Below are 6,413 nucleotides of genomic sequence, written 5' to 3'. Positions count from 1 at the left end.
GCAGGGTCGAGTCGCCGCGGCTGGCCAGGACATAGCCGGTGCCCTCGGCCGCCGCGGCCTCGTGCAGGGCGCACCACCCTGGACCGAAGGGCATGTTTCACGTGAAACCAATCGATCCGCGGCTCCTCCGGTACGCCGGTGCCACACGCCGTTTCCTGCTGGCGGTCGTCGGCCTGGGTGCCGTCGGCGCGGGGCTGGTCATCGCGCAGGCCATGCTCATCGCCGAGATCGTGGTCGGCGCCTTCCAGCACGGACTGTCGGTCACCGAACTCCGTACGCCCCTGCTGCTGTTGGTGGCCGTCGCTGCCGGCCGTGCGATCGTCTCCTGGCTCACCGAGCTGGCCGCACACCGGACGAGCGCCGCGGTGAAGTCGGAGCTGCGCGGGCGGCTGCTGGAGCGGGCCGTCGCGCTCGGTCCCGGGTGGCTGAGCGGGCAGCGGACCGGGTCGCTGGTCTCCCTGGCGACACGGGGAGTCGACGCGCTCGACGACTACTTCTCGCGCTATCTGCCGCAGTTGGGGCTCGCGATCGTGGTGCCCGTGGCCGTGCTGGCGCGGATCGTCACCGAGGACTGGGTGTCGGCGGCGATCATCGTCGGCACCCTGCCGCTCATCCCGGTCTTCATGGTGCTGATCGGCTGGGCCACGCAGTCCCACATGGACCGTCAGTGGCGGCTGCTGTCCCGGCTGTCGGGGCACTTCCTCGATGTCGTGGCCGGGCTGCCGACGCTGAAGGTGTTCGGCCGGGCCAAGGCGCAGGCCGAGTCGATCCGGCGGATCACCGGTGAGTACCGGCAGGCGACGATGCGGACCCTGCGGATCGCCTTCATCTCGTCCTTCGCGCTGGAACTGCTGGCGACGCTGTCCGTGGCGCTGGTCGCGGTGACGATCGGTATGCGGCTCGTGCACGGCGAGATGGACCTGTACATCGGGCTCGTCATTCTCATCCTCGCGCCCGAGGCGTATCTGCCGCTCAGGCAGGTGGGCGCCCAGTTCCACGCGGCGGCGGAGGGGCTGGCCGCCGCCGAGGAGATCTTCGCCGTCCTGGAGACACCGGTGCCGGAATCCGGGACCGGTGCGGTTCCGGAGGGCGGGGTGGCCTTCGAGGGCGTCACCGTCCGGTATCCCGGGCGGTCGGTCGACGCGGTGACCGACGTGTCCTTCGCTGTGAAGGCCGGGGAGACGGTCGCGCTCGTCGGGCCGAGCGGTGCGGGCAAGTCGACGCTGCTGCACGCGCTGCTCGGGTTCGTACGGCCGACGGAGGGGCGGGTGCGCGTCGGGGGAGCCGACCTCGCCGGCCTCGACCTGGAGCAGTGGCGTTCACGGGTGGCCTGGGTACCGCAGCGGCCCCATCTGTTCGCCGGGTCGATCGCCGAGAACGTACGGCTGGCCCGCCCCGACGCCGACGACACCGCTGTACGGAGGGCGCTGGCCGACGCCGGTGCGCTGGAGTTCGTGGACGCGCTGCCCGAGGGCATCGACGCGGTGCTCGGCGAGGACGGGGCCGGGCTCTCCGCCGGGCAGCGGCAACGGCTCGCGCTGGCCCGGGCGTTTCTCGCGGACCGGCCCGTGCTGCTGCTCGACGAGCCGACGGCCGCGCTGGACGGGGAGACCGAGGCCGAGGTCGTGGCCGCCGTACGGCGCCTGGCCGTCGGGCGGACGGTACTGCTGGTCGTGCATCGGCCCGCGCTCCTAGGGGTGGCGGACCGCGTGGTGCGGTTGGCGGAGGCCGCCGTACCCGCTCACCTGGCCGTTTCCGAGCAGGCCCATGGCTCCCTCGGCGGCGACGGGCTCCTCGTGGGTGCTCCGCAGCTGCCCGTGCTCGACGAGGAGGCAGTAGCCGTACCCGGCGCTCCCGCAGGGCGACGTGGTGTGCTCGCGCGGGTGCGGGCCATGTCCGGGGCCCGGCGGGGGCGGTTCGGGCTCGCGCTGCTGCTCGGGAGCCTTGCCCTCGGCAGTGCCGTCGGGCTCATGGCGACCTCCGGGTGGCTCATCTCGCGGGCCTCGCAGCAGCCGCCCGTGCTGTATCTGATGGTCGCCGTGACGGGCACGCGGGCCTTCGGGATCGGGCGGGCCGTCTTCCGGTACGCCGAGCGGCTGGTGTCGCACGACGCCGTGCTGCGGATGCTGGCCGACACCCGGGTCGCCGTCTACCGGCGTCTGGAGCAGCTGGCGCCCGCCGGACTGCGGACGACCCGGCGCGGTGACCTGTTGTCGAGGCTCGTCGCCGATGTGGACGCCCTCCAGGACTACTGGCTGCGCTGGCTGCTGCCCGCCGGAGCCGCCCTCGTCGTCTCCGCCGCCTCCGTCGGGTTCACCGCGTGGCTGCTGCCGGAGGCCGGGGCCGTGCTCGCCGCCGGACTCCTCGCGGCCGGCGTCGGCGTCCCCCTAGTCACCAGTGCCGTGGCCCGGCGCGCGGAACGCCGGCTCGCCCCGGCCCGCGGGGCACTCGCCACGCACGTGGCCGACCTGCTCACCGGCACCGCCGAGTCGACGGTCGCGGGCGCCCTGAACGCACGTACCGAGGAAGTCCGGCGGGCCGACTCCGCGCTCACCCGGATCGCCTCGCGCGCCGCCACCGCCACCGCGCTCGGCGACGGACTCACCGCGCTGCTGTCCGGACTCACCGTGGCGGCCACCGCCCTCGTGGGCGCCCAGGCGGTCGCCGACGGGCGGCTCGGCGGTGTCGTGATGGCCGTGGTCGTCCTCACTCCCCTGGCCGCCTTCGAGGCCGTCCTCGGGCTGCCGCTCGCCGTGCGGTACCGGCAGCGGGTGCGCAGGAGCGCGGAGCGCGTGTACGAGGTCCTGGACGCGCCCGAGCCCGTACGCGAACCCGAGCAGCCGCGGCCCGCGCCCCTGTCGCCGTTCCCGATCGTCGTCAAGGACCTGGCCGCCCGCCATGCCGGGCAGGACCGGGACGCGCTCGCCCATCTCGACCTCACCCTCGACGAAGGGCGCCGGATCGCGGTGGTCGGCCCGTCCGGGTCCGGCAAAACGACCCTCGCGCAGGTGCTCCTGCGGTTCCTGGACGCGGACGCCGGCTCCTACACGCTGGCCGGCGTGGACGCGTACGCGCTGGACGGCGACGACGTACGGCGGCTGGTCGGGCTGTGCGCCCAGGACGCGCACCTCTTCGACAGCTCCGTGCGCGAGAACCTGCTGCTGGCGAGGAAGGACGCGACCGAGGACGACCTGCGGGACGCCCTCGCGCGGGCGCGGCTGCTGGACTGGGCCGAGTCGCTGCCCGACGGGCTCGACACGCTGGTCGGCGAGCACGGGGCACGGCTGTCCGGCGGGCAGCGACAGCGGCTGGCGCTCGCCCGGGCGCTGCTCGCGGACTTCCCGGTACTGGTGCTCGACGAGCCGGCCGAACACCTCGACCTGCCGACCGCCGACGCGCTCACCGCCGATCTGCTGGCCGCGACCAAGGGCCGTACGACGCTGCTCATCACGCACCGGCTGGCGGGTCTCGACGCCGTGGACGAGGTGATCGTGCTGGACGGGGGGCGGGTCGCGCAGCGGGGGACGTACGCGGAGCTGGTCGCCGTCGACGGGCCGCTGCGGGGGATGGCGGAGCGGGAGGCGGAGGCCGAGCGGTTGGCGCTGGTGGCGGCGGGAAGCTAGCCACTTGCTCCCCGACTCACTCGCTGATCGACTTTCAGTGACAAACGGGACTAATTAGGCTCGGGGGATGTCCGACCCACCGCTTCGTCCCGAGCCGTGCGTGCCGCAGTTGCTGGAGGCGATGCGGGCCGCCGGGAGCGGGCTCGGGCCGCATGCCACGCTGGAGCGGATCTGTGCGACGGCGATCGCCCTGGTGGACGCCGAGCGAGCGGCCATCAGGGTCCTCGCCGAGGACGGTGGCGGCCTCGCCGACTTCGTCCACCACGGCGTCGACGAGGAGACCGCCCGGTGGGCCGAGCCGATCCGGGTGCACGGCGAGGTCTTCGGGAACCTGTACCTGGGCGCCAAGCGCGGCGGTGGGCCCTTCACCGACCACGACCTGACCCTGGTCCGCGTGCTGGCCACCGAGGCGGGCATCGCCATCGGCAACGCCCGCCTGTACGAGGCCGCCCGGCAGCGCGAGCGCTGGATCGACGGGTCTGTGGCCGTGACCACCGCGCTGCTCTCGGGCGGCGACATCGGCGACTCCCTGCGGATCGTCGCCGAACAGGCCCGCCGGCTCTCCGGGGCCGCGGCCGGGATCGTGCTGCTGCCCGCCGCCGAGGGCGGCCTGGAGATCGTCGCCGTGGACGCGGAACGCCCGTCGGACGCGCTCGGCGTGATCGTCCCGCCGGAGAGCGAGGTCGTCGCCGAACTCCTCGACGGCGAGCCGGTGTTCGTCGAGGACGCGGCCACCGACCCCCGGCTGGCCCTCGGCACCGGCCTCGCCCTCGACTACGGCCCCACCATGCTGCTGCCCCTGCAGAGCGACGGCCGGGTCGTCGGCAGCCTCGCCATGCCCCGCGCGCGGGGAGAGCGCGCGTTCACGGAGACGGAGCGCGCGCTCGCCGTCCAGTTCGCCGCGCAGGCCGCGCTCGCGCTGATGATGGCCGAGGCCCAGCGCGACCGGGAACGGCTCGCGGTGTACGAGGACCGCGACCGGATCGCCCGTGACCTGCACGATCTCGTCATCCAACGGCTGTTCGCCACCGGGATGATGCTGGAGAGCGCCCAGCGCGGGTCGGTCGCGCCCGGCGTGCGGGACGGCGTCGGCAGGGCCGTCGACGAACTCGACGTGACCATCCAGGAGATCCGCACCGCGATCTTCGCGCTCCAGGACGACCCCGGCGAGGTGCCGTCCGAGCTGTCCACGCGGGTGGAACGGGAGATCCACATGGCCTCCGTGGCGCTCGGCTTCAAGCCCTCGCTCCGGGTGGCGGGACCGGTCGACACCGCCGTCGGCGAGCTGACCGGCAAGAACCTCGTCGCCGCCCTGCGCGAGGGGCTGTCCAACGCCTTCCGCCATGCCGGGGCGTCCCGGATCGACGTCCTGGTCGACGCCAACGTGACCCTGCCGGACGGCCGGCCGGGCGTACGGCTGACCGTCGCCGACGACGGCGTAGGCATCGCCGAGGGCGGCCGGCGCAGCGGCCTCAGGAACCTGCGACGGCGCGCCGAGTCGCTGGGCGGCGATAGCCGGCACGGACCCGGCAGCGGTCCGGACGGCGGCGGTACGACGGTGGTGTGGCAGGCGCCGTACTGAGGCTGTCATGGACCCCGTTGCTGAGCCGTTCGTGGCAACGAGTCCCCCAGGCGTACGATTTGAACAGGCCGTCGGCCCGGTTTGCGGTACACGATCGCTGACATGGGCTCACGTCGCCGTCATCCGCTGCTCGTTCCGGTTCTGCTGTGCGCGTTCGCGGTCCTGGTCGCCCGGCCCACGGCCGCCTCGGGCGAAGGCGCCGACTTCGGACCGGACTCCGCCACCGACTCGGGCCTCAGCGCCGAGGTGACCCGGCTGTACGCGGATGCCGCCGTGGTGACCCAGCAGTACGAGGCCGGACGGCGCGAGGCCGAGGCCGAGGGGGCCAAGGCCCGGCGGTACGAGGAACTCCTCGTCCGGGAACGGCGCGACATCGCCGTCCTGCACGAGGACCTGGGCCGGATCGCACGCGGCCAGTACCGCAGCGGCGGCGGCCTGCCGCTCACCGCGCAGATGCTGCTCGCGGACAGCCCCGAGGAGCTGATGCGCGGTCAGCGGGCCGTGTGGCAGGCCGACCTCGCCGTGAACAACGCGATCGACAAGAGCCGACGCGCGGAGGCCCGGCTCGCCGCCGACGAGGCGAAGGCGGCGGCGCACTGGCAGAAACTGGAGCGGCGCAACGGCGAGATCGCCAAGCTGAAGCGGACGATCGAGGCGAAGCTCGAAGAGGCCCGCTGGACGCTGCAGGGCCGCGCCGACGCCTCGGTCGCGGCGGGCTCCTGCCGGGGCGCCGTCCGGCTCGACCAGCCGGACCCCGGGACCATGCCGGAGTACGTCACGCCCGTGGAGACGTACGAGCTGTCCGCGAGCTTCGGCAGCGGCGGCGACCGCTGGGCCAACGGGCACACCGGGCAGGACTTCGCGGTACCGATCGGCACTCCGGTGCGGGCGGTCGGCTCGGGCACGGTCGTGTCGGTGTCGTGCGGGGGCGCCTTCGGCATCGAGATCGTGATCGAGCACCCCGGCGGCTACTACACGCAGTACGCGCACCTCGCCGCCGTCACCGTCGACCAGGGCCAGCGGGTGACCCCGGGCCAGTGGATCGGCCAGACCGGCACCACCGGCAACTCGACCGGCCCACACCTGCACTTCGAGGTACGCGTCACCCCGGAACTGGGCTCCGGGGTGGACCCGGCGGCGTGGCTCTCGGCGCGCGGGGTGCAGTTGTAGGAGGTGGGCGGGGCGCCGGTAAGGGGCGTGCGCCAGGA

At 74.0% G+C, this 6,413-nt stretch carries 3 protein-coding genes; all 3 read left to right on the top strand.

The window, feature by feature from the left end; genetic code table 11:
• Positions 1–92 precede the first annotated feature (92 nt).
• The 3 genes from cydD to ACWDR4_RS35410 all read left to right on the top strand — a co-directional run bounded on the left by cydD (position 93) and on the right by ACWDR4_RS35410 (position 6,375).
• Positions 93–3,623, top strand: a complete 3,531-nt coding sequence (gene cydD / locus ACWDR4_RS35420) for a thiol reductant ABC exporter subunit CydD (protein WP_450414532.1) — start codon at positions 93–95, stop codon at positions 3,621–3,623.
• 67 nt (positions 3,624–3,690) lie between these two features.
• Positions 3,691–5,205, top strand: a complete 1,515-nt coding sequence (locus tag ACWDR4_RS35415; RefSeq protein ID WP_450414529.1) for a GAF domain-containing protein — start codon at positions 3,691–3,693, stop codon at positions 5,203–5,205.
• A gap of 102 nt (positions 5,206–5,307) precedes the next feature.
• On the top strand, positions 5,308–6,375 hold the full coding sequence (locus tag ACWDR4_RS35410) for a M23 family metallopeptidase (protein ID WP_450414528.1): 1,068 nt from the start codon (positions 5,308–5,310) through the stop codon (positions 6,373–6,375).
• Positions 6,376–6,413 lie beyond the last annotated feature (38 nt).

This window comes from Streptomyces sp. NPDC000878 (assembly GCF_053599695.1).
Note: the sequence above shows the minus strand (reverse complement) of the source record. Positions and strands in the feature narration are given on the sequence as shown.